Source organism: Methylophilus sp. Leaf408 (assembly GCF_916856905.1).
GTDB lineage: Bacteria > Pseudomonadota > Gammaproteobacteria > Burkholderiales > Methylophilaceae > Methylophilus.
Genome location: NZ_CAKASK010000001.1, coordinates 1721770 through 1746065, shown reverse-complemented (window position 1 = coordinate 1746065; position 24296 = coordinate 1721770). Strand labels below are relative to the sequence as shown.

Below are 24296 nucleotides of genomic sequence, written 5' to 3'. Positions count from 1 at the left end.
TGTTAAGACCGGGATAGCGGGAAATCGCTACCCGGTTTTTTGTTTGCTGCTTTGCAAAAGCGTGCAGCCCACTTAAGATGGCGCCATGCATTCGCCATCCACCACTTTACCATCCGTCAACTCCCCATCAATGGCACGCATTGCCTTTGCCAGTTTTATTGGCACGGCCATAGAGTTTTATGATTTTTATATCTATGCGATGGCGGCAGCCCTAGTGATCGGGCAAGTGTTTTTTCCTGCCAGTGCTCCGGCCATACAATCTTTAAATGCTTTGCTAACTTTCGGCCTGGCATTTATCGCGCGTCCCTTGGGCGCATTATTGTTCGGGCATTTCGGCGACAGAATCGGGCGTAAATCTACACTGGCAGCGTCGTTGCTGGTGATGGGCGCTTCCACTTTTTTAATAGGTTTATTACCGGGTTACGACACATTAGGCCTATGGGCGCCGGTGTTACTTTGCTTGTTGCGTTTTGGCCAGGGGTTAGGGTTGGGCGGCGAATGGGCCGGTGCAGCCTTGCTGGCAACGGAATATGCGCCCGAAGGTAAGCGTGGCTGGTATGGCATGTTTCCACAGTTAGGCCCTTCAATTGGATTTTTACTGGCAACACTGACGTTTCTGGGTTTAAGTCTGGGCCTGAAAGAAGCCCAGTTTGTAGCTTGGGGTTGGCGGGTGCCATTTATCATTAGTGCAGCGCTGGTGATGGTAGGGTTGTATGTCAGATTCAAATTGGCAGAAACACCAGCCTTTGCACAAGCCAAGTCAGAACAGCATATCCATCGCTGGCCACTTAAAACATTGATCTTGCAACACGGCAAGGCGATTGTGCTGGGAGCTCTGGCAATGGGAGTGTGCTATCACCTGTTTTACACGGCCACTGTTTTTTGTTTGAGCTATGGCACGCAGGCATTGCATATTGCACGCCCCGTATTCCTTGGCATGTTATGCGTCGCAGTGATTGGCATGGCAGTGGCGACACCCCTTGCCGCTTGGTGGGCAGATCGTGTCGGCAGGCGCCCGGTATTGATTAGTGGCCAGTTTATGGCGCTAGGATTAGGCTTCACGCTAGCGCCCACTTTCGCAAGTGGCAATCTGGTATTGATCGTGTTGTTTCTTTTTTTAGCGTTATTTTTAATGGGCGTGACATTCGCCCCTATGGGCGCATTCCTGCCAGAGCAATTCCCGGTGGCCGTTCGCTACAGCGGCGCCGGTTTGGCTTACCAGCTGGGCGGTATTCTTGGCGCTTCGTTTGCGCCAGCAGTGGCCCAGTTTTTAGTACAGCAGGGTGGATTACCGTGGGTAGGGTTTTATATGTCCGTTATGGCAGCCATCAGCATACTGGCTGTATGGCAAATGAAACCCATACGATTTACCCGGCATGACTGAACCTATTCAGCAGGTATAATGCACTTTTTCAATCACAGCCCTATTTGAGTATGTTTATCCACCCCGGATTTAACCCTATCGCGTTGCAAATCGGCAGTTTTGGTATCCATTGGTATGGTCTCATGTACCTGGTGGGCTTTTTTGGTGGACTTTGGCTGGGGCAATACCAGGTTAAACGCCTGAAAAAGATTGACCCTAATTCACCCTGGCAGCATAAAGACCCGGACGATATGTTGTTTTATATTGCGCTGGGTGTCGTGCTAGGTGGCCGCTTAGGATATGTGCTGTTTTACCAGCCGCTGTATTTCCTGCAACACCCACTGGAAATATTCGCCTTGTGGCAAGGCGGCATGTCTTTCCATGGTGGTTTTATTGGCGTGATGGTGGCAATGGCATTATTCGCGAGCAAGCGTGGTGTGATCTGGCTGCAATTAATGGATTTTGTCGCACCACTGGTACCGATTGGCTTAGGTGCTGGCCGCTTGGGTAACTTTATCAATGGAGAGCTTTGGGGAAGACCCACACAATCAGATTGGGGTATGGTGTTCCCGCAAGTGGATGCACTTGCGCGTCATCCTTCACAACTTTATGAGTTTGCACTGGAGGGCGTAGCGATGTTCTTGATCCTGTGGTGGTTTGCCGGCAAAAAACGTCCCATAGGTGCGGTATCAGCGGTGTTTTTGCTCAGCTATGGCTGCTTCCGCTTCCTTGTTGAATTCACGCGTGAGCCGGATAGCTTCTTAGGTTTGTTGTCACTAGGATTAAGCATGGGTCAGTGGCTATGCATCCCCATGATTCTGGTTGGCCTGGTTATGCTGCGCTGGGCTTATCGCAAGCCTTAATGTTTTGAGTCTGGCCTCGTCGCCAGCTCAAGCGCACTCAACCAGTTGATGGCATACGTACGCGCTTGCTGCGCGTCGCCACACATTTCAACATCAGGTTGTAGCCCTCCACAAAAAGCCGGGCGTTCCGGCTTGCCAAATAATTTGCAGCGGAAATCTTCATCCAGTTGAATGCAGGGGGTGCCGGCTGGTTTGCCATTCGGCATGCCAGGAATCGGGCTGTGAATAGAAGGTGCTATGCAACATGCGCCACATTGCGGACGGCAGTTCATTTTGCTAAACATCCACCCAAGGGTATCCCAGCGCGGAAACACCCGCCTTGAGGTCAAGCATGGCCTGTTTAACTAGCAAGCTTTCACCTTTCATGCCAACTTCGGTGGTCCTGCGTTGATTAGTGCGAGGCAAGCTGAATAGCTTGAGCGCGGGATACTGCGCCAGCATGTGATTCATCAAATCTATCAAATCACTTTCACCAGCCTCAGTCACTACAATCGCCTGTTCCAGATGATCAAGCGTATGGAATAAATGTCTGTAGTAAGTCTCCAGCACCCACTCAACCATCGGGTGGGCCATTTCAGGAAAGCCGGGCACAAAATAATGCTGGTTGATGCTGAATCCGGCCACTTGATTAATTGGGTTGGGAATGAGTTCGCATCCTTGAGGGAAGTCAGCCATTAACACCCGTTTAGGATAAGCACTTGCACCATAACGCGCCTCAATGTTGGCAACAGCGCCTGGGTGCCGCTCAATCATCACGCCGGCTGCTTTCGCGGCACATTGCCGGGTATGGTCATCCGGCGTAGCGCCTATGCCGCCAAAACTGAATACGATATCCCCGCGAGCCATGCTGGCTTTTAAATGACTGGTAATTTGCTCGGGAATATCCGCGATAAAGTAAGCCCAGCTTAATGGCAACCCGCGTGCTGAAAGTAGTGCAATGACCTTGCTTAGATGAGCGTCCTGTCGCTTACCTGACAATATTTCATCGCCAATAATATAGATTCCAAAGGACGGCATAATCGGCAAAGTTGTGAGGTTGAAAGTGAATATTATACCGTTGACTGTGTTTGAACATCACTGATGATTATGGTGATAGGTAATATCCAGGATATTGTGAAGGAATAGAAAATGGCGATGACTTTTCAGTCACCGCCATTTTTTGGTGTAAAGCTAAAAGTTAAATGCTAGGCTTTTCGCAATGCACGTGATAGGAAGATCAGGAATACCGCACCGATAGTAGCTACGATAATACTGCCAATCAAGCCGCCGCTAGCACTCAAACCCAATAAACCAAATAGCCAGCTACCTACAACTGCACCGGCAATACCCAAGATCAAATCCCAGATCAAACCATAGCCGTCACCTTTCATGATTAAACCAGCCAACCAACCTGCAATAATGCCAACCACGATAGTCCAAATCATAACCGCTCCCTAATTGTTGTTATCAAACGTTGTCAAGAATTGCCATAGTAATCTGTGTAGGCTTTGCAATCTGTCAGAATTTGTAGGAAAAACCTGTCAGAAAAGACTGATACCGCTTTTACCTTCTTCCAGATTACCTTTTAATGCTTTGTTCTAAACGGCTTTTGTTATGAAAAGGTACTGAACAGATTATTTTTTCATGCCCACTACTACAATCGCGGCACCGGCAACAATCAGAATAATGCTCAGCACTTGTGGAATTTCTACATCTTTAGTGACATCAGCGCTGGCTTCCAGGGAACCAATTTTGGCTACAGTCTCTTTGCTTTCATAGCTAAAACCTTTGTAAAACAAGCCTGCTGCGCCCAGCGCAATCAAGATAATGCCGATAACAAGAGATGATTTCATGTGATATGCCCCTATTTTTAGTTAAATGAAGCATTACCTTAACATATGCATAATGCCTAATGTGCACTTTCCCAATTGCAACCGATGCCAACCTCTGCCAGCAGTGGCACATCCAGCGTGGCGACACTTTGCATGAGTAACGGTAATTGCTGTTTGACCAGCTCGAGTTCGGTATCCGGTACTTCCAGCACCAGCTCATCGTGTACCTGCATAATCAGTTTGGTTTGCAGTTTTTCTTCGAACAGCCATTTATCCACCGCAATCATCGCCAGTTTAATTAGGTCAGCGGCCGTGCCTTGCATAGGCGCGTTAATCGCCGCGCGTTCAGCGCCGGCACGACGGTTACCATTGGCACTGTTGATTTCAGGTACCCATAATCTGCGGCCAAAAATAGTTTCAACATAACCTTGCTGTTTGGCCAATTCACGTGTTTCGCTCATGTACTGACGCACGCCCGGGTAACGGGCAAAGTAGCGTTCAATATAGCTTTGTGCCGCGCTACGCTCGATATTAAGGTTTTGCGCAAGGCCGAATGCGCTCATGCCATAAATCAGGCCGAAATTAATCACTTTGGCATAACGGCGTTGTTCGTTATCCACCGCTTCTTTGGCTACGCCAAAAATTTCTGCTGCAGTTGCACGATGAATATCTTCGTTGTTGGCAAAGGCGCTCAACATACCGGCATCCCGTGAAAGGTGGGCCATGATACGCAGCTCAATTTGCGAATAGTCAGCCGACACGATATGGCTGCCGGGTGATGCGATAAACGCTTCACGGATGCGGCGGCCTTCGGCAGTGCGTACCGGAATGTTCTGCAAATTAGGATCACTACTTGCCAGGCGGCCGGTGATCGCCACTGCCTGGTTGTAGTTGGTGTGCACGCGCCCGGTTTGAGGATTGATCATTTTGGGCAATTTGTCGGTATAGGTGGACTTAAGTTTTGCAAGGCCGCGGTATTCCAGAAGCACTTTAGGCAAGGGGTAATCCAGCGCCAGCTCCTGCAATACATCCTCATCGGTGGAAGGCACGCCGGAAGGTGTTTTTTTCAAGGGCTTGATGCCTAATTTGCCAAACAGGATTTCCTGTAACTGTTTGGGGCTGCCCAGGTTGAACGGCTGTCCTGCCAGTTCGTAAGCTTGTTTTTCCAGTTCCATCAATCGCAGGCCGATTTCATTGCTTTGGCGGTTCAGCATATGGCTGTCGATCAATACGCCGTGGCGCTCCATGCGTTGCAAGGCCAGCATGCTGGGCATTTCTATCTGTGTATAGATAAAGTCCAGTTTTGTGGACTCTGCCACTTGCGGGTAAAGCGCACGGTGCAGTTGCAGCGTGATATCAGCATCTTCTGCTGAATACTCGGTGGCTTGTTCAACCGTCACCTGGTTAAAGCTCACTTGCTTGGCACCTTTGCCGGCTACCGCCTCAAACGGGATAGGTGTGATGCCCAGATGACGTTCACTCAGTTCATCCATGCCATGGCCTTTATGGCTTTCGAACACATAGGATTGCAACAACGTATCGTGAGCAACGCCTTGCAGCTGTATGTCGTGATTGGCCAGTACATGCATGTCGTATTTAAGATTCTGCCCGACTTTTTTAATCGCCGGACTTTCCAGAATAGGCTTCAATTTATCCAAAGTGATATTCAACGGCAGTTGGGCAGGCGCATCAAAGTAATCATGCGTTAGTGGCACATAGGCCGCTTCGCCGGGCGTGACACTGAATGACACACCGACAATTTTTGCCTGTAGCGGGTCTAGCGATGTGGTTTCGGTATCAAAACATACCAGCTCTGCCTGTTGTAAACGCGCTATCCAGCTATCCAGCTCAGCCTCTGTTAAAACCACCTGGTACTGCCGGCGGGTGTCGGGCACATAATCATTTTTTGCTGCAATTGGTGCTAAATAGGGTGGCGATGTGGCAGGAGCAGTGCCGGAGGTCGAACCGTCAGCTAATTTGTCCAGCTCGCGCTTCCATGTGCGGAATTCAAAGTGGTCAAACAGGCTATGAAGTTTTTCTATATCAGGTGCCTGTTGAATCAGGTCATCAAAATGTTCGCACACGCCCACGTCACAGCGGATAGTAATTAATTCACGCGCTGTTGGTAGCCAGGGCAGGGCTTTGCGCAGGTTATCGCCGACCACGCCCTTGATGTTGTCAGCATTGGCGACGATGTTGTCAAGTGAGCCATACTCTGTCAGCCATTTCACAGCGGTTTTGGGGCCTACTTTTTCAACGCCAGGCACGTTATCCGAGGTGTCCCCCACCAGAATCAGGTAATCAATAATCTTGCTTGGCGGGATGCCAAACTTGTTTTCCACGCCTGCTACATCCAGCACATCATCGGTTTTGCGGAAGGCGTCGCGCATGGTGTTGACCACCGTAATGTGTTCATTCACCAGCTGGGTGATATCTTTATCGCCAGTAGAGATAATAGTTTTAATACCTTCTTTTTCTGCCTGCTTTGCCAGTGCGCCGATCACGTCATCCGCTTCTACGCCATCTTCAATAATCAGCGGCCAGCCCATGGCACGTATGGTTTCATATAAAGGCTCAATCTGCACCCGCAAATCATCCGGCATGCTGACCCTATTGGCTTTGTATTCAGGATACAAATCATCGCGGAAAGTTTTGCCTTTGGCATCGAACACGCAGGCGCTATATTCAGAAGGGTAATCTTTATGCAGGCGGCGCAGCATATTTAATACGCCCTGGATGGCGCCTACCGGTTCGTTAGCTGAATTGCGCAAATCGGGCATGGCGTGAAAGGCACGGTAAAGATAACTGGAGCCGTCTACCAAAAGCAGGGTTTTCATTGTTGTATTCTCATGTCTTGTTCAATCTGCATGCAGTGTCGTTGATTGAATAAAGCTTGTTAAAAGGTATCAAGTAAAGGATTCAGGATTCAAGGAGCAGGCCTCTGCGCGGTACCGGCAATCTCGCTTTATCACCATATCGGTTACAACGATCTATGCGTATGGCTTCCAGCTTAAAAATTGGTTACTTGAATCCTTAATTCAATGGCGTATTTTACGCAATTCAAAGCGACTTCATGTACACTAATTTTTGTTTGAGTTTTGAAGGACAGTAGTATGAATAACCAAAAGCTGCCGAGCATGGTAGAACCGGAATTGCTCAATGGCGCTGATGCTAGTCATGAATCCTGGCATGCCTTTGAGATTATGGCTGAATTTGTAGGGGCCACCGAAAATCTCAAGGCAATCATGCCTGCTGTTTCCATTTTCGGCAGTGCGCGGACTAAGCCGGATCATCCTTATTATCAACAGACTGAAGAAATCGCAAGATTACTGTCAGATTCCGGCTTTAGCGTGCTCTCAGGAGGCGGCCCGGGCATAATGGAAGCGGCTAATAAAGGCGCCTTCCCCGGACGTGGTGCCAGCGTGGGTTTGAACATCCGCTTACCGTTTGAGCAACATGGCAACCCTTACCAGGATATCGGCATCAGCTTCAAGTATTTCTTTATGCGCAAAGTGATGTTCGTGAAGTATGCCAGTGCTTTTGTAGTGATGCCGGGTGGCTTTGGCACGCTGGATGAGTTGATGGAAGCGATTACGCTGGTGCAAACCGGGAAGACCCGCAAGCTGCCCATTATTCTGGTGGGTAGCCAGTATTGGTCGGGACTGATCGATTGGCTACGCAACACATTGGTCGCTGAGGGTATGGCGTCTGAAGCGGATATGGATTTAATCCAGCTCATAGATGAACCACAGCAAATTGTGGATGCTATCTTCAAACATTATGAAACTACCGGTTTTGAACTGACCCCGGCTGAACGCAAAATGCAGCTTTATTTATAAGGTATTGAGTTTTAAACATGCAGTTGAATGCATGGTTATTGCTTGTTTGTCCCAACTATATATTTTTCTGGGATATTTATTTTGGTTATTGTGCTTGCAATGGTCGCTGACAAGCGGCTTTTTGCTAGAATAGCAACCAATAACTAAGGAGTTTTCCATGCGTGATTTTTCCCGTTTCTTGCTAGCAGTGGTTTGTGCTGCCGGTTTTGCGATGCCGGCCTGGGCAGCGCCTGCGAATGCAGAACTCCTGGATGAAGTACCGTCACCTCCTAAAATCATTGAAGGTCAGCCGATTGACCAACCGACTATAAACAAACGTAAAGATGGCGAAAATGAGATCGAGGAATATAGCATTAATGGCGATGTATATATGGTAAAGGTTACGCCGCCGAGTGGTAAGCCTTATTATTTGCACCGTGAAGACCGCAATGGTGACTGGGTGAATGATGGCCCGACCCGACCTCTTTCAGTACCTAAGTGGACACTGTTCCGTTTCTAATCATAATCTTTGAGGTCTGCCCGAAATGGGCGGACCTGTAAATCACATGTCTGTTTTTACCACCCTGAGTTTGGAAGAAGTGCGCGAGTGGCTGGCGCCTTTTGATATTGGCGAATTGCAGACTTTGCGTGGCATCGCTGCTGGTATCACTAATACCAATTATTTTGTCGAGACCAGCGATGCGCGCTTTGTGCTGACGGTGTTCGAAAAAAATGATTTCGATGAGCTGCCGTATTTTGTACATTTGCTTGCGCACCTGTCACGGCATGGTGTGTTATGCCCGAGGCCGATCACAGATAGCAATGGCGTAGCCTTACACCGTATTCACGGCAAACCTGCCTTAATGGTGAGTTGCCTCAAAGGCAGTGATGTCAGTAACCCTAATCTGGTGCAGATCGAGGCAGTGGCGCTCACCTTGGCACGCATGCATTTTGCCGGGCTGGATTTCAATGATCAATCACACAACCAGCGTGGGCAAGGCTGGCGCGTGATGACTGCACAGCAGGTCATGCCAAAACTGGCACCGGTACAGCAACATTTATTGCAGGAAGAGCTAGAGTTTCAGCATGGCCTGGATTTATCCGAGCTTCCGCATGGGGTCATCCATGGTGACCTGTTCCGCGATAACGTGCTATTTGATGGTGACAACCTTGGCGGCTTTATCGATTTTTACTATGCATGCCATGATGTGCTGGCGTATGACGTTGCTATTGCCGTGAATGAATGGTGTGTGGATGCGACAGGCGCATTTGTGGATGAAAAGCTGGCCGTGTTTATGAATGCCTACCAATCAGTGCGCGCATTTACACCTGCCGAAAAAACATATTGGCCTGCATTGCTGCGACGTGCTGCCTTGCGTTTCTGGTTATCCCGCCTGTATGATTTTCACTATCCAGTGGCCGGTGAGCTGACGCATGCCAAAGATCCGGCGCATTTTGAACGCGTGTTACTTAACCGTAAAGCTTTAAATTAAAAATATTAAAAAGGGAGAGTCATGACAGAAACCGGAACCCAACAGGGCTTACGCTGGGTGCGTGAAAGTCTGGCCTTGTTTAAAACGCAGCCACATGTCTGGATGCTATGGTCGCTCGCCTATATCGTGATTTTCATGGTGCTGCCGTCACTGCCTTTGCTTGGCTTTCTCGGCTTGCTCTCAGTAGTGATCTGGCCAGCTTGCATGGCATTTGTTGTCTTGCTCTATCGTCAGGTAGATCTGCAAGGGGAAATGGCGCCACGCATTGTCTGGCAACAACTGCAAACGCATTTCAAAACGCTGGTATTACTTGGCGTCAGCTGCCTGATTTATGCGGTGCTGGCGACTTATTTGCTCAGCAGCGAGCTGGCTGACCTGGTAGCACATGCGCCAACCAAGGCAGGCATGAGTGAATCGCAAATGACACAGTTTTTGGAGAATACCCTTTCATTTGTGGTGAAAGTACTTCTTTTATTGCTACCTTTATTTATCGCTACCTGGTTTTCACCGATGCTGATTGCCTTGAATGGCTACGATTTGCCAAAAGCCATTAAATCCAGCATTGCTGGCATGCTGAAATACACCATGCCCATGGGTGTATCCTGGCTGGTGATGACATTAGGCATGCTGGTGGTGATGCTGGGATTAGGCCTGGTGATAGGGATTTTAGGCGCATTGATACCCATGCTTGCTGAATTGCTGATGCCATTACTGGTATTCGCCGCTTTGCTGGTGATTAATGCCTTGATGTTCGCATTTCAATATATCAGTTATAAAGATGTATTCAAAGCCGCGCCAGTGATACATGCATAAGAAAATTAAATAATAAAAACGCCTGTCTTTAACAGGCGTTTTTTATTTGTTGCTCACATATATTTCCTTAATCAATGCTTCGCTAATGACATGGATATTTATATTTTTTCCAGCTTGGCGTATTCCAGCATCAGCGTTTTCAATCCTGCACTGCCAAAATTGACTTTTACTGCCAGATCGTTGGCATTTCCTTCATAGCTGACCACGACACCTTCGCCAAACTTGTTGTGACGCACGCTTTGGCCGATTTTAAAAGGATAACTCGCTTGCGTGCTTTTTGCCGGCGTGTATTGGCCTCCCGTGGCATACGATTTGGCTGCCGGCTTGCTGTTAAGCCGTTTGGTGAGTTCTTCCGGGATCTCGTCGATAAAACGTGAGGCAATGCCATAGCGCACTTGTCCATGCAGCATGCGGCTTTGCGCATGACTTAAATATAGACGCTGGCGGGCGCGGGTGACCGCGACATACATCAGGCGGCGCTCTTCTTCCAGGCCGCCATTTTCATAGGCAGACTGTTCATGCGGAAACAGGCCTTCTTCAACACCGCAGATGAATACGCTGTGAAACTCCAGTCCTTTAGCCGCGTGTACCGTCATCAGTTGCAAAGCTTCATGGCCAACATCCGCCTGGTGGTCGCCAGCTTCAAGGCTGGCGTGGTTCAGAAACTGAGTCATCAGGTCAGCATCTTCTTCCATATTATGGTGATTGCCCAAATCCCGATTACTGAATGCGACCGCAGCGGTGACTAATTCCTGCAAGTTTTCTACGCGGTCTTCATCCTCTTTGTCATTTTGATAGTGCGCCATCAGGCCACTCAAGGTGGTGACCATTTCTGCTGTTTCACCGAGAGTGAGGCCGTAGGTCTGGTCTATCATATGGCGGATCAAAGCCACAAAACCATCAAGCCCTTTGCCACCTAATGTGCCTTCGCCCACTTTGTTGGTGGCTGCCTGCCACAAGCTGCATTCGTTCTGGCGTGCGGCTTCTTGTAGCTGCTCAAGACCGCGGGCACCAATGCCACGCGGTGGGAAATTGATTATGCGTAACAAAGCGGTATCGTCGTTGGCATTGGCGATCAGGCGCATATAAGCCAGCGCATGTTTGACTTCAGCGCGCTCAAAAAAGCGCAAGCCACCATAGACGCGATAAGGAATATTTGCCGAGAACAGTGAATGCTCCAGGATACGTGACTGCGCATTACTGCGGTATAGCAAGGCGATGTCGCCCAATGCTACGCCTTCGTTTTGCAGCATATTCACTTCATCCACAATAAATTGGGATTCATCAGTATCGTTATAAGCTTCGTAGATACGGATAGGCTCGCCCTTGCCAGCGGAGGTCCATAAATTCTTGCCTAGCCGATTACTGTTGTTGGTAATAATCGCGTTCGCAGCATCAAGGATATTGCTATGCGAACGGTAGTTTTCTTCAAGTTTGACGATGTTTCCCACTTGAAACTCGCGCTGGAAGTCGGACATATTGCCAACCCGTGCGCCACGGAAAGCGTAGATACTCTGGTCATCATCACCCACGGCAAAAATACTGTTGTGCGCGCCGCCCAGTAGTTTTAACCACAGATATTGCAAGCGGTTGGTATCCTGAAACTCGTCCACCAGAATATATTGAAAGCGCTGCTGGTAATGTGCGCGGATGTGCGGTTCGCGCTGCAATAACTCATAGCAACGCAACAGCAGTTCTGCAAAGTCGGTCACGCCATCACGATTGCACTGCTGGTCGTAAGCGGCATAAATCTCGCGCAGTTTCTGGCTATGGCCATCATAGGCTTCCACTGCGTCTGCCCGTAAACCTTCTTCCTTGCAGCCATTGATGTAGCCCATCACTTGCTTTGGTGGATATTTCTCGTCATCCACATTCATGACTTTCATCACGCGTTTGATGGCAGAAAGCTGGTCGGCGGTATCCAGAATCTGGAAAGTGCTGGGTAACCTGGCTTCACGGTAATGGGCGCGCAGCATGCGGTTACACAAGCCATGAAACGTGCCTGCCCACATGCCACGCGTGTTAATCGGCAGCATGCTGGTCAGGCGCGTCAGCATTTCTTTTGCGGCCTTATTGGTAAAAGTCACCGCCATAATACCCATGGGTGAGGTCTGGCCTGTTTGAATCAGCCAGGCAATGCGGGTTGTCAGCACCCGCGTCTTGCCACTACCGGCACCGGCGAGAATCAATGCAGATACATGCGGCAGGGTGACCGCTTGCAGTTGTTTGTCATTCAGGCCCTGTAATAAATCGATTTCAGATTGCATGTCATTATTATCGCATGCTGATGCAATTCAGCAGAGAACACTGCAAGCTGAAATTGATATTCATGAGCATAAATAAATTCTTGTGAACTTTCTAAATAGGACGTACTCATACAGATACGATGATGATGAATCATCTTTCCGCTTCTTTCCTCCCTGAGCGGAAGCCTTTACGATGAGGCCTGTTGCCCCGATTTACCCCTTAATCGGGGCTTTTTTTATTCTTTTTTTGGGTGTAGTTACTTAATACTTTTATGTTCCACCCGGAAAACCCACCTGACGCCATGCCTCGTATAACAGGATGGCAGCAGAGTTGGATAAATTTAAGCTTCTGCTATGCGGCAGCATCGGTAGCCTGACACGATGCTCAGGTGCGAATTGGGCGCGGATGTCTTCCGGCAATCCGCGGGATTCAGGGCCAAATACAAAAACATCTTCGTCCTGATACTGCAAATCGGAGTGCCGCGTGCTGCCCTTGGTGGTCAGTGCGAATAGTCGCTTACCTTGTAATGCCTGCGCGCAGGAGGCCCAATCTTCATGCACGGTTAAGTCGGCATATTCATGGTAATCCAGCCCGGCCCGTTTGAGGTGTTTGTCTGATAACTCAAAGCCCAAAGGCTTAACCAAATGCAGTTTTGCCCCGGCATTGGCACATAAACGTATGATATTTCCTGTATTGGGAGGAATTTCTGGCTCAAAAAGCACGATATGAAACATTTTTAGCGGTTTGTTTAGAAACGTAGGATTAGAATGTTGGTGATATGATAGAACGAAAAGTAGCTAGATAAATAATTAAAACGCCATGGCACGTCCCGAAAAAATCAGATTAGGTGAAATTCTGGTCAGACAGAATTTCATGACCCAGGAAGAGTTGGATCAAGCGCTGGAAGAGCAGCGCAAGACTGGCCGTCGCCTGGGCCGTGTCATCGCCGATAAAGGCTTTGCCAATGAGCGGCAGATTGCCGAGGCAGTGGCACATCAGCTGAATATCCCATTCCTGGATTTGGGTCAGTACGAACTGGACGCCAAACAGGTACAAAAGCTCCCCGAAGTGCAATCGCGCCGCTTTCGCGCCATTCTGCTGGAGGAACGCCCCAACAGTTTCCTGATTGCGATGGTCGATCCTTCCGATGTCTATGCTTATGACGAGTTAGTCAGACTACTCAAACGAGACATTGATATTGTCGTGGTGCAGGAAAGTCTGCTGATGCAGACCATCGACCGCTCTTACAGACAAACCGAACAAATCTCTTCGCTGGCCCTGGAGCTACAGGAAGACTTGGCTGCCAGCAATGTCGATCTCGCCAGCCTGATGGGTGTAGACCTGGGTATTGATGACGCCCCGGTCGTTAAGTTATTGCAGACAATTTTTGAAGATGCGGTGCAAGTGCGGGCTTCTGACGTACACATCGAACCGCAGGAAAACAAGTTACTGATCCGTTTCCGTATCGATGGGGTCATGCATTTCCAGACCCAGGCAGATATGAAAATTGTGTCTGCCCTGATTATGCGGCTAAAAATCATGGCCGGCCTGGATATTTCCGAGAAACGCCTGCCGCAAGATGGCCGTTTTGGCTTTACCGTTAAAGGCCGTGCGGTAGATATGCGTATTTCTACCATGCCTACACAATACGGCGAAACGGTAGTGATGCGGTTGCTGATCCAGAATACTTCGCACTTTCAGCTGGATAAGTTGGGCATGCCACCAGAATTGCTGGCGCGCTTCCGCAAAATGATCAACCGGCCAAGTGGCATGGTGCTGGTTACAGGTCCAACCGGTAGTGGTAAAACAACGACCCTCTATTCGGCACTGAGTGAACTCAATACGCCTGAAACCAAGGTGATTACTGTCGAAGACCCGGTCGAATATCGTTTACCCGGTATTATTCAGACTCAGGTGAGCGAAAAGATCGAGCTCGACTTCCCCAAATTGTTACGTGCCATTTTGCGGCAAGACCCTGATATCGTGCTGGTGGGTGAGATGCGGGATGAAGAAACCGCCCAAACCGGCTTGCGCGCCTCCATGACAGGTCACCTGGTGTTATCCACATTGCATACCAATGATGCCTCCACTGCGCCCGTGCGTTTAATCGACATGGGCGTGCCGCGCTTTATGGTGGCAATGTCACTGTTGGGTGTGATGGCTCAACGTTTAGTGCGATTGATTTGTCCGCACTGTGCCGTAGATCATACGCCGACCGAAAATGAGGCCGTCTGGTTACGTCAGGTGCTACCCCAGGAAGAAATTCCATCTGTGTTCAAGCATGGCAAAGGTTGCCAACACTGTAATCGCACTGGCTATCTTGGTCGTATCGGCTTGTATGAGCTTCTGGAAATGACGAATGATTTGGCGATGGCAGCCAACATGCCGGATACCAATATATTTATCCAGAAAGCCCGTGAAAAACTTAAAGGTAAAACCTTAAAAGATCAATCTTTACAGCTTGCTCTGCAGGGTAAAACTACACTGGACGAAATCATGCGTGTAGATAACCAGTTTGAAGGGTAAAGTCTATGCCTGTATTTGAATATAAAGGTCGGAGTGAAGAGGGCTTGATGGTTTCCGGCGTGCAGGAAGCTGCTGACATGGATGCATTAGGCAGCGCGCTTATGCTTTCAAAAATCACGCCGATTGAAATTAAGCAAAGAGCAGCAGTTGCCGTCGCTTTCAACCTGTTTGAACAAAAAGTCACTAGCCTGGATATCATGTTATTCAGCCGTCAGATGTTTACTTTACTCAAGGCGGGTATTCCTATTATGCGGGCGCTTACCGGGATACAGAGCTCGGTAGGCAACCCTAAGCTTGCTCAGGTCGTCGGGCAGCTAAAAACCAGCCTGGATGCGGGGCGTGAGCTTTCGATGGCAATGACTGAGCATCCCAAAGTGTTTGATAACTTTTATATCAGCATGATACGGGTCGGTGAAACCACTGGTAATCTCGATAATATTTTCCTGAGGCTGGCAGAACACATCGAATTCGAGCGTTTCATGCGCGGGCAGATCAAGTCAGCTTTGCGTTACCCTATGTTCGTGATGACGGCGATGGCGATTGCTATTATTGTGATTAACATCATGGTGATACCCCAGTTCGAAAAAGTATTCGCCAGCATGCATGCCGATTTGCCGTTCATCACCAAAATTCTGATCGCTTTCTCCAGTTTTATGCGTAATTACTGGTATGTGCTAATTGCAATGGTAGTGGGTGCGGGCTATATGTTTAAGTCGTATATCAGCACTTCTTCCGGACGCTCTAACTGGGATCGCATAAAAATGCGCATTCCCATCGCAGGAAAGATTATCTTTAAGGGGACCATGGCCAGGTTTGCGCGTAGCTTTGCGCTTTCGACACGTAGCGGATTGCCTATCCTTGGCGCCTTACGCCTGGTATCCCAGACTGTAGAGAATGACTATATTTCTATCAAAATCCTCAGCATGTCTGCAGGGATTGAACGCGGCGAGACGATTTTAAGGACAGCAACACAGACCGGGGTATTTAACCCTTTAGTGCTCCAGATGATCGCCATCGGTGAGGAATCCGGCTCTCTGGATGAATTGATGCAGGAAATTGCCGATATGTATCAAGCTGACGTTGAATATGACGTTAAAACACTAGGTGCGCAAATCGAGCCCATTATGATTATGTTTCTGGGCGCACTGGTCCTGGTGTTGGCGCTGGGGGTGTTCCTGCCAATCTGGGATATGAGTTCAGTCATGCTCAAAGGCGGTTAAATTTTAAGCAATAAAAAGTATTTTTACAATGGAATAGTTTCTTTCTGTTGTAAATGTAAGGGTTCGGGGACGGTTTGAAAATTCGGTTACATGGACCAAAATTGTCTGGCATGCTTTTTGCTGACATTAAATTAACGCAGTTTGCACCTGTCACTGTGACAATAAAGGCAGGAAATTTTGATTAGGAGTCTAGGGAATGAAAAAACAGGCTGGCTTTACATTGGTTGAATTGGTTGTGGTTATCGCAGTGCTAGGTATTTTGGCAGCAACAGCATTGCCGCGTTTTGTAAACGTGCAAGGTAATGCTCGTGGCGCTAGCATGAATGGCTTAGCAGCTTCAGTGCGCTCAGCATCTAATTTGGCCAGAGCGGCATGGGTTGCTGGTGGTCAACAAGGTAACCAGGTATTAATGGATGGCAATAACGTAAACGTAGTTGCTGGCGTTGGGTTTCCACAAGCGAATGCTGGTGGGATAGTAGCTGCTTTACAACAACTTGATGCTAATACTTTCACTGCGACACCAGGTGCAGGGATAATGACCTTTAACTTAAATGGTTTTCCTAATTGTTCTTTCGTATATACCGAACAAACTGGTGTCGTAAACACTGGAAATATAGGCACAGCAGCAAACATTGCACAGAATTGTAACTAAAGAACCTATGAGGGCTTCCTCTGGATTCACGCTTGTTGAACTAGTGGTTGTGATTGCTCTGATGAGTGTCATGGTAGCAATAGCCGCGCCACGATTCGCAAATGGTGATATTTTCGAAACCCGCGGTGACGCGGGTTTGCTTTCATCTACATTACGGTATGCGCAGAAGACTGCCATCGCGCAACGCACGAGTGTGTATGTAATCACTAACAACGCGGCAATACCCAATACCGTCACTTTGTGTTTTGTGAACGGAGTTAACTGCCAAGCTGGACGCGAGGTCATTAACCCTGAAACCGAAGGTCCTTATGTGATGACCTTTTCCAGAAATGTTGGTGTACAACCATCCAGCAATGTTTTGGAATTTAGGGGTTTAGGGCAGCCTTTAATTAATGCAATTAATGCAGGAGCTACTTATACAGTAGCTAACAGGAATAGACCAGCTCAATCAATAGTAGTGAACGTTGAAGCTGAAACCGGCTACATCCGGTAACCGTGATTGGCAGCCCCGCGTCTTATGCCTGAATTCAAAAGAAAAAATAAAATAGTATCTTCCATACGAAAATTTAATCGCGGATTTTCGCTAGTGGAGTTAGTTGTGTTTATTGTGATTGTGACCACTGCTATTGCTGGTGTGGTTGGCGCATTGGCCTGGATGAGCGGACATTCAGCAGATCCTCTGGCGCGTAAACAGGCGATTGCGATTGCCGAATCGCTGATGCAGGAAATCCAGCAGATGCCCTTCACATTTTGTGATCCCGATGACCCGAATGCATCAGTCGCTGTGGGTTACGGCAATTGTGCTACCCCGCAGAATAATCTTAACGGCCCATCACCCGCCGGCGAGAGCCGGTATGGTGCAACTAACCCTTTCGATAATGTAGCCGATTATGGCGGATTTATCATGCCAGGCGGTGGGTGTGCAAGCATTTGTCGTATTGGCAGCAACGTTTCTATCCCTGGTTTGACAGCTTATGCTGCATCTGTCGCTATCGTGCAGGCAGGTGGTGCGGCACCTTTTGCGGGCCTACCTGCTGATGCGGTTCTAAGAGTCGACGTGACTGTGACTGGGCCTTCCAATACCAGAGTCATGCTTACTGGTTTCAAGGTTCGTTATGCGCCGAGAGTTTAAGAGATATAGTATCTACGTAAGCGGCTTTACCTTGGTAGAGTTAGTGATCGTCATTACTGTCACTGCCATTATCGGAGGTATTTCATCAACTTTTATCAGGCACTCGGTGATGGCTTATGTGAATTCAGAAGCCTATTACGAGTTGGCAGACCGCGCCGATATTTCATTGCGGCGTATGTCGCGTGATATCAGAAATGCATTGCCCAATAGTGTATGGGTCTCGCCAGGGGGCGATTTCGTAGAGTTCATACCTATCAAAGCAGGTGGCCGTTATTATCAGGATGACTTTGGTGCTAACAGTATGCGTGTGATGGTAGAAAACGTGCCTGTTACCGCAAATGACCAGCTCGTAATATACAACCTTGGCATACCAGGTTCTGATGCTTACGACGGGGATAACATCCGCACTATCACTACAGCGCCCAATGCTAATGTCAATCAGTTGCAATTTGCCGGTGCTGCATTCCCGATACCTTCTCCCGCCAGCCGTTTTTACATTGTTAATGGTGCTGTCGCTTATGTGTGTGACTTGGCTAACAAGCGTTTACTGATGGTGAGCAATATCGCAATCCCTTCAGTGCGCCCAGCCAACTTTAACGCAGCAAATGCCAGGGTGGTTGTAGGTGATGTCACAGGCTGCAGTTTTACTTACAGTCAAGGCGTCATGCAACATACCGGCGTCATGACCGTGCAGCTAGAGCTTTCAAAAAATGGTGGGGTAGCAAGACTATTGAATCTGATCAATGTGGTGAATTCGCCATGAAACCCATCGCTTTTCGTGTAAAAGGTTTTATGTTGCCTATGGCAATATTTCTACTGGTCGTACTGGCAGCATTGGTAGGCTATGCCATGCGGCTGGCGATGCTTGCCAACTTGGGCACTATTCAGGATGTACAAGGAGCACAAGCCTATCTTGCAGCCAGGGCCGGAGTAGAGTGGACTGCTTTTCAGGTTCTGACGCCAGCAAATATGCAAGGATGTCCTGCTGCGCCTGCACCTTTTACAATTAACGGTTTTGATGTTGTTCTTAATTGCAATCAAAACGTTGTACAAGACAAAGGCGGCACTCAAAATATTGGCATCTACACGATAGTTTCAACTGCTTCAATAGGCGTAGTAGGAGCAAAAGATTACATAGAGAGAAGGATAACAGTGACATTGAGCCGGTGTATTGACGTTATCTCTGGTGAAGAATGTAACTAAATAGAAAAATGTCATGTGTAAATTGTTAAAAAAAATATTGCCATTTATGGCGGTCATTTTTTTTGTATTTGACCTTTCAATTGTCATGGCTGCTCCGCCAGATGATGTTACTTTGAATGCTGGAGGCGGTACTAATGCCTCAGACGGTTTGCGTATTCACATTCACCGTGGCAGTCAAATCCAAATCATCAAACCTAACAGTAATGGCGCAGTGAGAGGCCAGTTGTTTGAGGATTCGCGCATACCGACAACAAGTGCTGACAGAAACAGATTAGATAATGGCATATATATAAGAGCTAATAATCGCTTGTATGGTCCTAGCCACTTTGTGTTCGCAAGAAACGGTGTTTCCAATCCAAATGCTTATACAACTACCGGTGATTTATCAGTCACACCAGCTACTGCTTCAAGCGGGCAAACGCAACAGACAACTTCAAAATTCACGCTTCCAAATACCAGCATAGTTTCGGGGAATCCTGAAGTAACAGTGGTGTGGAAATATACTTATCCACTTTCTTTTGTTACAGCTGAAGTCACACTAAATATTCCTTTATTATATCCAGTTAGCAGCAGCAATCCTGTCAGATACTATCATGCTGTAGACACCTTTTTGGGCGGTAGTGACAATGGATGCGGGATCCGTTATGTGGACACCAATGGTCGTCAGGTAGTGGGGACGTATCCCGTCATAAATGGTGGTTGCCCTTCAAGCACCACGTTGCCCAATAATCTGGATATTGTGGAGTCATTTCGTGAACGGTCTGGAAAGTTCAGCAATTATTGTGTTGGTAGATGGGACACATTCTGGACTTACGATACTACTCCGGAAACCTCTTGCGCTATCGGTAAAACCAGGGCATTAAGCAATACCATTTCAACCACCAATATTGATACTGGTGCTGCCATCGAGTATGACTTTACATCGCCTGGTACATATACTTTTAGCTATGATTTTGTGATCGGTTCGACCTATGTACCAAGTTATGATCATCTCGAAATCCGCCATCCTGGTACCAATTCCTTATGTCCAGTCGATATTCAGGTGTTAGCTTGTCTGTCATCTACAGTACCTTGTCCGACTGGACAAATTCTAAGTGCTGGCTCATTAACCGGAAACCTAACAGTCTCGCCAACTACACCTACCGTGAATTCTCCCAATTCATCATTCGAGGTGGGTGGGAATGCGCAAATTGATACTGTGAGTCTGCAAGGTAGTGCTGCAGCTACTTACACTTTGGGAGCCAGTGATCTTGCTAGAGCACCATTGAATGGTGTGAAGTGCGTAAATACTACTACTAACGCCCAGAGTTGCAGTTTTACGTTTACCAATACACCTTGTATAGACAAATTCGAGTGCATGGAAAATGGACTGACGTATAACAATCGTACAACTACGCCAACTGCCCGCAATCCTATTTATACAAAAATGATGAGTACTGGTTTTGAACTGGATGCTGTGGCAGTCTTAACGAGTGGAAGTCAATCAACTGCGTATACGGCAACTGGCGTTGTTGTCGATTTGGTAAATGATAATGGCGGCACATGTGGATCTACAGTAATTGCTAGCAAAACTGTTAATTTCTCCGCTGCCGATAGCGGAAGGAAAAAAGTCACTTTTACAAATTCTGATGTACTTGGTTCTTATCCGAATTTAAGGTGCAGAGTACGAGACCTTAATCTAAATAAAACTGGTTGCTCCTCGGATAATTTTTCTGTTCGCCCCTTGGCGCTAAATATTACAAATGTTGCCCCACAGCAATTGACTCCTAATCACACATCGAGCCCTCTTCGTAGAGCGGGTCAAGATAAATTTAGTGTCACTGTCTCGACAAATGAGGCTAACTATAACGGAACGCCAAAAGTGGATAGCAACAAATTGGATACACATGCCGGTGGGACCTCTTTAGGTCAGGTGAATGGGTTGTTTGGAAAAGCAATTTCAGGTGTAAGCAGTGGCTTAGATTTCACATATTCCGAAGTGGGGCATTTCAGATTCCAAGCCGAAGGTGTTTATGATGACACTTTCACGGATGTTGATATAGCAACTGGTGATTGTACCAACACGTTTGACACTGCAGGTAACGGTACACCAAAACGCTTTGGGTGTAAGTTCGGCAATACTGTTGCAAGTAGTTATATAGGAAGGTTTATCCCGGACCATTTCAAAATAACGGCAAGTACTTCATACACGGATGGATGTGGAGTTTTCACTTACTATAATCAAGACCCTGGTTTGATCACGCCATTTGTTCTGGAGGCAAAAAATGCTGCTGACGTCACCACCCAGTATTACACCGGAAACTATGCCATATTCGGATTGAATAACTGGGCTAATTATTTTTTTGAATTGCAGGTCGTGGCTCCAAATCAGACCATTCCTGATGGAGTCACTATCACGGCTAGCACGACCAATCCTGTAGGGACCTGGAATTCAGGTGTAGCAAATGTGCAGGCCAGGCATAGAGTCACGCGCCCGACAAATCCTGTGGAGCCGCGATCATATAGAATTACTGCGCAACCAAGAGGGAACGATGGTACAGAGTTAGTTAATTCAACCAGAGCTGAAATCCTCACGCCAACAGACCCCAATGTCCCTCAGCCTAGGTTTAGGTTTGGGCGTCTCGCCGTGACCTCTGCACATGGTTCAGAGTTACTTCCTCTATCAGTGCCGATTCAAGCTCAATTCTGGAACGGAACTGGCTTTGTCAGAAACAGAGATGACAATTGTACAGCGATACCCGTCACTAGCATTACGATGAGAAATTATAGAGGTAACTTAAATGCATGCGAAACCCAGCTGAGTATTGTTTCACCAATGAGTGAAGGTGAACTTGGTCTGCGTTTAAGTGCCCCTGGGGTCACAGGCACTACTCCGAATACAGGTAGTGTGGATTTGGAAGTAAATCTTGGAGCTGCAGCTCCAACTGAAAGAACTTGTACTAATGCAGTTGAATCTCCCGCCACTAATGGCGCTATTAATTGGTTTGGAAACCCTGACCCCATCGGGCGCGCCACATTCGGGGTCTACAAAGCCCCCATCATCTATATGCGAGAAAACTTCTAGTCCACTCAAAACCACCTAAACAGGTGGTTTTATTATTTTAATCAGTGGATTGAACTGGCAGAGCAGGCACTAAAGTTGCTACCTGTTATAAAAAGCATGGCGACTGACAGTTTTTGTAACGAAATACCACAGTTTGCAGATTTTAAGTTATCTGATATGTAAAGCCGCAGTTGCTTGTGTAGTCAATCATATGACAATGCTTTATGATCCACTTTAAAATTGATTTGTTGTGCATTGATTCTAAATAATAAATTTCATTATTCAAACTAATGGGTGTATATGAGTTGGTTTAAACGACAAAAGAACAAGCAACAAGTGGGGGTAAGCTTCACTGATATGCATGTTAGCACCGTGGCGTTAGCGCCCGGGCTGGATGGCGCTAAACCAACTGTCTCATTGGCTGCGATTCAGCAGGTCCCCTTGCAGGCAGCTTCCACATTGCGACATTTTGTGACCAAAAATGACTTAAAGGCCATGCCGTGTAATGTCATGCTGAATGTGGATCAATACAATGTGTTGCAGATCGAAAAGCCCACCATGCCTGAATCCGAGATTAAGCAGGCGTTGCGCTGGAAGGTGAAAGATCTGCTGGACTATTCAGTGGAACAGGCCGTAGTAGACGGTGTGGATATACCTGTTGATCCTTCGTATTCAAACCGCCAGCAGGCGATGCTGGCGATCTGTGCCAAGAAATCTGTGGTTACCCAGATCGGTAACCAGATTGTAGAAGCGGGATTTAACCTGAAAACTATTGATGTGCATGCGCTGGTGCAGCGTAACATCGCGCAATTACTGGAAACCGAAGGCCGTGCGCTGGTGATGCTGACCATGCTGCCCAGAGGATGTTTGCTGACATTCACTGCCAAAGGCGAGTTATATCATGCCCGCCTGATTGAGCTGGATAGAGATTTTCTGAATGACAGGGGCGATTTATACCAGAGTAATTTCGACAAACTTGTACTCGAATTGCAACGTTCATTGGATAGCTTTGATCGCCAGTTCCCATATTTAAGCCTTAACCGGTTGGTGGTGTCACCAGTAGCCAATCGTGATTACCTGGTGAGCGGGCTGAGTACCAGCTTGTATGTGCCGGTCAATGTATTCAACCTGGAAGACATCGTTGATTTGCCACCTAACCAGGACTTTGCCAGCCTGGAGAAACAGGCGATGTTGCTGCCCGCCCTGGGCGCAGCTTTACGCGAGGAGGCAGTCGCGTGAGTCAGCAAATCAACTTGTTTGAAAGCGGGCTTGTCAAGTCCAAAGACTGGTTCACGTTATCTTTCGTAGCTGCGATCTATATTCTGGCTGCCATCGTCATGGTGTATTTCTATACCGGTATTGAATCTGAAAATGCCCAGTTGTTGGCTCAGCGAAACCAAACTGTGACCCAGCACGAAAGTATGCAAAAAAAGGTGGAGGAGTTTGCCAAGAAAACAGTGCCGGTGGATAACAGTCAGCTGGAAGCTGAACTCAAAAACCTGAATAGCCGATTTGAAATGCAATCGCAGATGCTGGCCATTTTCCAGCAATCTATTTCCGAGAATGCTTACCATCTGATTGATTATATGCGTGGGTTAGCCTCACAGCAGCTTTCAGGCGTGTGGTTGACTGGTTTTAAGATTGAGCCTGCTGCACAACATGTATCACTGTCTGGCCAGGCATTGCAAACGGAAGAAATTCCTTTGTACCTGGATTTGTTATCTGCACAAAAAGTATTTGAAGGTACCCAGTTTTCCGGTTTGCAGTTCAAACAGGTTGAATTGCAAAAGCAGCTTGCGCCACAAGCAACTGCTGTGGCCACACCAGCCACTGCACCTGCAGCTGCGCCAGCGACTACCCCTGACACTTCGGGCAAAAGTGCTTCTGCCACTTCAAGCACCACGAATAATCCTGTCACGCCACCTGCAAGCACAGCACCAGCAAACGCAACGGTTCCTGAAGAAGCAAGCAAGCTGAAAATTTATGCATTCGATGTTAAAGGCCAGGATCTACGCGATAAAAGCAAACCTGTCACTGCTTTGAGCTGGGATGACTTTGTCAGCCAGACCGGCATCCAGACTAAGCCGCAAGCGAAGCAGCCATAGGAAAGTG

At 47.8% G+C, this 24296-nt stretch carries 23 protein-coding genes; 16 read left to right on the top strand and 7 right to left on the bottom strand.

All coding sequences use genetic code 11. The features are described 5' to 3' along the window. Positions 1-85: 85 nt before the first annotated feature. Both LPA26_RS08135 and lgt read left to right on the top strand, forming a co-directional pair. On the top strand, positions 86-1384 hold the full coding sequence (locus tag LPA26_RS08135) for an MFS transporter (protein ID WP_229007961.1): 1299 nt from the start codon (positions 86-88) through the stop codon (positions 1382-1384). Between the two features lie 50 nt (positions 1385-1434). Next, entirely contained in the window at positions 1435-2226 is a 792-nt protein-coding gene (gene lgt / locus LPA26_RS08130) for a prolipoprotein diacylglyceryl transferase (RefSeq protein WP_229007960.1), read from the top strand. Here the strand turns inward: lgt and LPA26_RS08125 are convergent. The 5 genes from LPA26_RS08125 to polA form a co-directional block, all read right to left on the bottom strand. Further along, positions 2223-2498, bottom strand: a complete 276-nt coding sequence (locus tag LPA26_RS08125; RefSeq protein WP_229008346.1) for a YkgJ family cysteine cluster protein — start codon at positions 2496-2498, stop codon at positions 2223-2225. The two genes, lgt and LPA26_RS08125, sit on opposite strands and share 4 nt — an antisense overlap. A gap of 4 nt (positions 2499-2502) precedes the next feature. Beyond that, positions 2503-3243, bottom strand: a complete 741-nt coding sequence (locus LPA26_RS08120; protein ID WP_229007959.1) for a molybdopterin-binding protein — start codon at positions 3241-3243, stop codon at positions 2503-2505. A 167-nt stretch (positions 3244-3410) separates the two neighbouring features. Further along, positions 3411-3650, bottom strand: coding sequence for a GlsB/YeaQ/YmgE family stress response membrane protein (locus LPA26_RS08115; RefSeq protein WP_055826995.1), 240 nt, complete (start codon positions 3648-3650; stop codon positions 3411-3413). 189 nt (positions 3651-3839) lie between these two features. Beyond that, positions 3840-4058, bottom strand: a complete 219-nt coding sequence (locus LPA26_RS08110; protein WP_055826990.1) for a hypothetical protein — start codon at positions 4056-4058, stop codon at positions 3840-3842. Between the two features lie 56 nt (positions 4059-4114). Then, positions 4115-6874, bottom strand: coding sequence for a DNA polymerase I (gene polA, locus LPA26_RS08105; protein WP_229007958.1), 2760 nt, complete (start codon positions 6872-6874; stop codon positions 4115-4117). Between the two features lie 276 nt (positions 6875-7150). On the opposite strand from polA, the gene LPA26_RS08100 reads away from it, so the two are divergent. The 4 genes from LPA26_RS08100 (at position 7151) to LPA26_RS08085 (ending at position 10161) form a co-directional block, all read left to right on the top strand. Next, the gene (locus LPA26_RS08100; RefSeq protein WP_055826985.1) at positions 7151-7876 is read left to right on the top strand and encodes a TIGR00730 family Rossman fold protein; all 726 of its coding nucleotides are present in this window, start codon (positions 7151-7153) and stop codon (positions 7874-7876) included. A gap of 157 nt (positions 7877-8033) precedes the next feature. Continuing rightward, a complete protein-coding gene (locus tag LPA26_RS08095) occupies positions 8034-8375 on the top strand; it encodes a DUF2782 domain-containing protein (RefSeq protein ID WP_055826982.1) in 342 nt (113 codons plus the stop codon). A 46-nt stretch (positions 8376-8421) separates the two neighbouring features. After that, positions 8422-9348: a homoserine kinase gene (locus LPA26_RS08090; RefSeq protein WP_055826979.1), complete on the top strand. Its 927-nt coding sequence runs from the start codon at positions 8422-8424 to the stop codon at positions 9346-9348. Between the two features lie 21 nt (positions 9349-9369). Beyond that, a complete protein-coding gene (locus LPA26_RS08085; RefSeq protein ID WP_055826975.1) occupies positions 9370-10161 on the top strand; it encodes a BPSS1780 family membrane protein in 792 nt (263 codons plus the stop codon). A gap of 98 nt (positions 10162-10259) precedes the next feature. On the opposite strand, the gene LPA26_RS08080 is transcribed toward LPA26_RS08085, so the two are convergent. Together LPA26_RS08080 and trmL are read right to left on the bottom strand one after the other, a co-directional pair. After that, entirely contained in the window at positions 10260-12428 is a 2169-nt protein-coding gene (locus tag LPA26_RS08080) for a UvrD-helicase domain-containing protein (RefSeq protein ID WP_229007957.1), read from the bottom strand. Positions 12429-12677: 249 nt separating this feature from the next. Then, positions 12678-13142 (bottom strand): tRNA (uridine(34)/cytosine(34)/5-carboxymethylaminomethyluridine(34)-2'-O)-methyltransferase TrmL, encoded by a 465-nt coding sequence (gene trmL / locus LPA26_RS08075; RefSeq protein ID WP_229007956.1) that lies wholly within the window; start codon positions 13140-13142, stop codon positions 12678-12680. An 85-nt stretch (positions 13143-13227) separates the two neighbouring features. On the opposite strand from trmL, the gene LPA26_RS08070 reads away from it, so the two are divergent. From LPA26_RS08070 to LPA26_RS08025, 10 genes are all read left to right on the top strand, one after another. After that, positions 13228-14934 (top strand): GspE/PulE family protein, encoded by a 1707-nt coding sequence (locus tag LPA26_RS08070; RefSeq protein ID WP_200937021.1) that lies wholly within the window; start codon positions 13228-13230, stop codon positions 14932-14934. Positions 14935-14939: 5 nt separating this feature from the next. Further along, positions 14940-16154 (top strand): type II secretion system F family protein, encoded by a 1215-nt coding sequence (locus tag LPA26_RS08065; RefSeq protein WP_229007955.1) that lies wholly within the window; start codon positions 14940-14942, stop codon positions 16152-16154. A 196-nt stretch (positions 16155-16350) separates the two neighbouring features. Beyond that, positions 16351-16806 carry a prepilin-type N-terminal cleavage/methylation domain-containing protein gene (locus LPA26_RS14330; RefSeq protein ID WP_055826962.1) on the top strand — a complete coding sequence of 152 codons (456 nt, stop codon included), beginning with the start codon at positions 16351-16353 and terminating at the stop codon, positions 16804-16806. Positions 16807-16813: 7 nt separating this feature from the next. Beyond that, complete coding sequence (locus tag LPA26_RS08055; protein WP_055826959.1) at positions 16814-17299, top strand: Tfp pilus assembly protein FimT/FimU; 486 nt, start codon at positions 16814-16816, stop codon at positions 17297-17299. A gap of 24 nt (positions 17300-17323) precedes the next feature. Then, positions 17324-17938, top strand: a complete 615-nt coding sequence (locus LPA26_RS08050; RefSeq protein WP_055826955.1) for a prepilin-type N-terminal cleavage/methylation domain-containing protein — start codon at positions 17324-17326, stop codon at positions 17936-17938. Continuing rightward, positions 17922-18701, top strand: coding sequence for a type II secretion system protein J (locus tag LPA26_RS08045; protein WP_370634346.1), 780 nt, complete (start codon positions 17922-17924; stop codon positions 18699-18701). Before LPA26_RS08050 ends, LPA26_RS08045 begins: the two co-directional genes overlap by 17 nt. Further along, positions 18698-19141 (top strand): hypothetical protein, encoded by a 444-nt coding sequence (locus LPA26_RS08040; RefSeq protein WP_055826949.1) that lies wholly within the window; start codon positions 18698-18700, stop codon positions 19139-19141. Before LPA26_RS08045 ends, LPA26_RS08040 begins: the two co-directional genes overlap by 4 nt. A gap of 13 nt (positions 19142-19154) precedes the next feature. Next, complete coding sequence (locus LPA26_RS08035) at positions 19155-22205, top strand: DUF6701 domain-containing protein (protein ID WP_229007952.1); 3051 nt, start codon at positions 19155-19157, stop codon at positions 22203-22205. A gap of 279 nt (positions 22206-22484) precedes the next feature. Then, entirely contained in the window at positions 22485-23423 is a 939-nt protein-coding gene (gene pilM / locus LPA26_RS08030; RefSeq protein WP_055826946.1) for a type IV pilus biogenesis protein PilM, read from the top strand. Beyond that, positions 23420-24289 carry a PilN domain-containing protein gene (locus LPA26_RS08025; protein ID WP_229007951.1) on the top strand — a complete coding sequence of 290 codons (870 nt, stop codon included), beginning with the start codon at positions 23420-23422 and terminating at the stop codon, positions 24287-24289. The genes pilM and LPA26_RS08025 overlap by 4 nt, the downstream gene beginning before the upstream one ends. The last annotated feature ends 7 nt before the right edge of the window (positions 24290-24296 follow it).

Bases quoted from the DNA above. Each gene is read 5' to 3' on its own strand.
- LPA26_RS08135 (WP_229007961.1), top strand. From the start codon at position 86: ATGCATTCGCCATCCACCACTTTACCATCCGTCAACTCCCCATCAATG.
- lgt (WP_229007960.1), top strand. From the start codon at position 1,435: ATGTTTATCCACCCCGGATTTAACCCTATCGCGTTGCAAATCGGCAGT.
- LPA26_RS08125 (WP_229008346.1), bottom strand. From the start codon at position 2,498: ATGAACTGCCGTCCGCAATGTGGCGCATGTTGCATAGCACCTTCTATT.
- LPA26_RS08120 (WP_229007959.1), bottom strand. From the start codon at position 3,243: ATGCCGTCCTTTGGAATCTATATTATTGGCGATGAAATATTGTCAGGT.
- LPA26_RS08115 (WP_055826995.1), bottom strand. From the start codon at position 3,650: ATGATTTGGACTATCGTGGTTGGCATTATTGCAGGTTGGTTGGCTGGT.
- LPA26_RS08110 (WP_055826990.1), bottom strand. From the start codon at position 4,058: ATGAAATCATCTCTTGTTATCGGCATTATCTTGATTGCGCTGGGCGCA.
- polA (WP_229007958.1), bottom strand. From the start codon at position 6,874: ATGAAAACCCTGCTTTTGGTAGACGGCTCCAGTTATCTTTACCGTGCC.
- LPA26_RS08100 (WP_055826985.1), top strand. From the start codon at position 7,151: ATGAATAACCAAAAGCTGCCGAGCATGGTAGAACCGGAATTGCTCAAT.
- LPA26_RS08095 (WP_055826982.1), top strand. From the start codon at position 8,034: ATGCGTGATTTTTCCCGTTTCTTGCTAGCAGTGGTTTGTGCTGCCGGT.
- LPA26_RS08090 (WP_055826979.1), top strand. From the start codon at position 8,422: ATGTCTGTTTTTACCACCCTGAGTTTGGAAGAAGTGCGCGAGTGGCTG.
- LPA26_RS08085 (WP_055826975.1), top strand. From the start codon at position 9,370: ATGACAGAAACCGGAACCCAACAGGGCTTACGCTGGGTGCGTGAAAGT.
- LPA26_RS08080 (WP_229007957.1), bottom strand. From the start codon at position 12,428: ATGCAATCTGAAATCGATTTATTACAGGGCCTGAATGACAAACAACTG.
- trmL (WP_229007956.1), bottom strand. From the start codon at position 13,142: ATGTTTCATATCGTGCTTTTTGAGCCAGAAATTCCTCCCAATACAGGA.
- LPA26_RS08070 (WP_200937021.1), top strand. From the start codon at position 13,228: ATGGCACGTCCCGAAAAAATCAGATTAGGTGAAATTCTGGTCAGACAG.
- LPA26_RS08065 (WP_229007955.1), top strand. From the start codon at position 14,940: ATGCCTGTATTTGAATATAAAGGTCGGAGTGAAGAGGGCTTGATGGTT.
- LPA26_RS14330 (WP_055826962.1), top strand. From the start codon at position 16,351: ATGAAAAAACAGGCTGGCTTTACATTGGTTGAATTGGTTGTGGTTATC.
- LPA26_RS08055 (WP_055826959.1), top strand. From the start codon at position 16,814: ATGAGGGCTTCCTCTGGATTCACGCTTGTTGAACTAGTGGTTGTGATT.
- LPA26_RS08050 (WP_055826955.1), top strand. From the start codon at position 17,324: ATGCCTGAATTCAAAAGAAAAAATAAAATAGTATCTTCCATACGAAAA.
- LPA26_RS08045 (WP_370634346.1), top strand. From the start codon at position 17,922: ATGCGCCGAGAGTTTAAGAGATATAGTATCTACGTAAGCGGCTTTACC.
- LPA26_RS08040 (WP_055826949.1), top strand. From the start codon at position 18,698: ATGAAACCCATCGCTTTTCGTGTAAAAGGTTTTATGTTGCCTATGGCA.
- LPA26_RS08035 (WP_229007952.1), top strand. From the start codon at position 19,155: ATGTGTAAATTGTTAAAAAAAATATTGCCATTTATGGCGGTCATTTTT.
- pilM (WP_055826946.1), top strand. From the start codon at position 22,485: ATGAGTTGGTTTAAACGACAAAAGAACAAGCAACAAGTGGGGGTAAGC.